A 2,237-nucleotide genomic window follows, 5' to 3' on the forward strand; every position below is an offset into this window, starting at 1 on the left:
CAACGGTGCGGGCGCCGACACCCGCGTGTTCGTGGGGGCGTTCCTCGAACTGCTCCTCATCATTACCAACATCGGCTGTGCCGTCGTGTTGTTCCCGCTGCTCAAGCGGCAGAACGAAACCCTGGCCCTCGGCTACGTCACTGCTCGCCTCGTGGAGTGCGCCTTCATCGGAATCGGCCTGCTCAGCCTCCTCACGATCGTGACGTTGCGGCAGAGAGCTGCGGCCGCGGATGCGGGCTCGCTGCGCGTGGTCGGCAAGTCGCTGGTCGCCCTCCACAACTGGACGTTCCTGCTTGGCCCCGGCTTCATCGACGGCATCGGGACCGGGCTGATCCTCGGCTGGCTCATGTATCGGTCCGGCCTGGTGCCACGTCGCATGGCGCTCTTCGGCGTCATCGGAGGCCCTCTGCTCGCCGCTTCAGGGATCGCCGTGCTGTTGGGCGTGATCCCACGGGGCTCCTTTTTGCAGGGCCTCGCGACCGTCCCGGAGATCCTCTGGGAGGCGTTCCTGGGCCTGTGGCTCACTGTCAAGGGCTTCAGTCCGTCACCGATCACATCGGGCGATACGCGACCTGTCGGAATCTCCGTGGCTGCGACCACGGTTGCAGGATCTCCGAAGCCCGGCGAGCGTTAACTGGGGCCGATTGCGGGCCGACGGAACGTCGGCCCGCAACCCTAGTTTTGGCGACCACCAGCGCTGGCGAACCTTCCTGGCGAACCAGCTGCGTGGCATCTGGGCGGCCGACCTCTTCGTGGTGCAAACCCTGAGCTTCCGTTATGGTGGTGATTCCACGGCAAGCTTGCCAGCCTGGGTCGCCGGCGTGCGCACTCCGCCCGGGTGCCGACCGCCAACTCGGTCGCCGAGCGGATCGTGCGGACGATTCGGACCGAATGTCTTGATCACCTGATCGTGATCGACGAGCGTCACCTGCGCGCGGTATTGGCCGAGTTCGCCGATTACTACAATCGCGACCGGCCGCACCGCAGCCTGTCGCTCGCAGGAACTCTGGGTCGCAGCAAGCCCGACCGTTGTCCACCGAATCTATCCGGGACCAGGTCCGACGCAAGAGATCGTGGGATTCAAATCACTGCTGGCTGACGACCACGGCCTCTGGCTTGGGAGCGACAAGGGCGTCTTCCTCTCCACACCGGATGGGCAATTCCGAATCGTCTCGAGTGGTGCTGCAGATGTTGCCGGCCGCTGCTGATAGCGACCGGACCTCGGGCGGTTGAGTCGACCGCGCGGGTGATATCCCTGGAATTACCGATTGACCGCTAGTGGCCTATCGATTGGCTGTCGCGAGCCAGGCGGCGATCTGCGAGCGCGAGTTGACGCCGAGTTTGTTCAAGATGCTGCGGACGCGGCTGTCCACCGTGCGCTCGGAGATGAAGAGGCGCGCGCCGATTTCCCTATTGCTGAGGCCATCGGCGATCAGGCGGGCGACCTCGACCTCGCGTTTGCCAAGCATTGCCATCTGCCCGTTCGTCGAAGCAGTCTCGGGCGTGCCGAGCGCTTCGCCCAGTGCCAACCGAATGGCCTCGTCGCGGCTCAGGCGCTTACCGGCTTCCACTTCGGCATCGAATTTGGATTGCCCGATCGACGCGACAACCGCTGCCTCAGCCTGGGCGAGCAGCGGCGGAAGGAAGGGAAGGAGGCTTGCGCCGGCCTGCGTTCGGATGGTTTCTGCGGTCCCGATCAGCCGTGCGGCGAGTCGGGCCTGGCCCATCGCGGCCGCCACGCAGCCCAGTTCATCGAGCACGGCGTATTGGGCGACGCGGTCGTCGATTCGGCGCGCGATCTGCAGGGCCTCAGTGAAGTAGGCCTTGGCTCGATCCAGCGCACCCATGAAGAGCGCCGGGCCTCCCAGGTTCAGCAACATCGTTTCGTGGCTATGGGCATCGCCCATCTCTCGGCTGAGACGCTCGCCTTCCGTGGCGGCCGCCGTGACCTTGTCCATATCGCCGCCAAAGAAGGCATGCAGGACGCGAGCCTCCAGCACGGAAATCCTGGCGGGGTAATGATCGATCTCCTCAGTCGCGACTTCGGCGTCGACGAGGAAGCGCAATGCGGCTTCGCGATCGCCGGCCACGTTCGCGGCGTTGGCGGACATCGAAAGTGCCTGCGACACCAACTTGGGGTCGTCGAGCTTGCGCGCGGCCGCGAGCGCTCGTGACAGCATGGGGGGACCGGAGGTCGGATCGGCTTTGAGGATGGCGAGAAATCCGCGCAGGAAGTA

3 protein-coding genes are annotated in these 2,237 nt (G+C 65.2%); 2 read left to right on the top strand and 1 reads right to left on the bottom strand.

The genetic code is table 11. The features are described from left to right. The coding region (locus VHK65_15540) for a DUF4386 domain-containing protein (protein HVS07561.1) at positions 1-634 on the top strand (634 nt) is incomplete at its 5' end. Between the two features lie 204 nt (positions 635-838). Then, positions 839-1,099 carry an integrase core domain-containing protein gene (locus VHK65_15545; protein ID HVS07562.1) on the top strand — a complete coding sequence of 87 codons (261 nt, stop codon included), beginning with the start codon at positions 839-841 and terminating at the stop codon, positions 1,097-1,099. 184 nt (positions 1,100-1,283) lie between these two features. On the opposite strand, the gene VHK65_15550 is transcribed toward VHK65_15545, so the two are convergent. After that, on the bottom strand, positions 1,284-2,237 hold a 954-nt coding region (locus tag VHK65_15550), incomplete at its 5' end, for a LuxR C-terminal-related transcriptional regulator (GenBank protein HVS07563.1).

Source organism: Candidatus Dormiibacterota bacterium, from assembly GCA_035544955.1.
GTDB lineage: Bacteria > Chloroflexota > Dormibacteria > CF-121 > CF-121 > CF-13.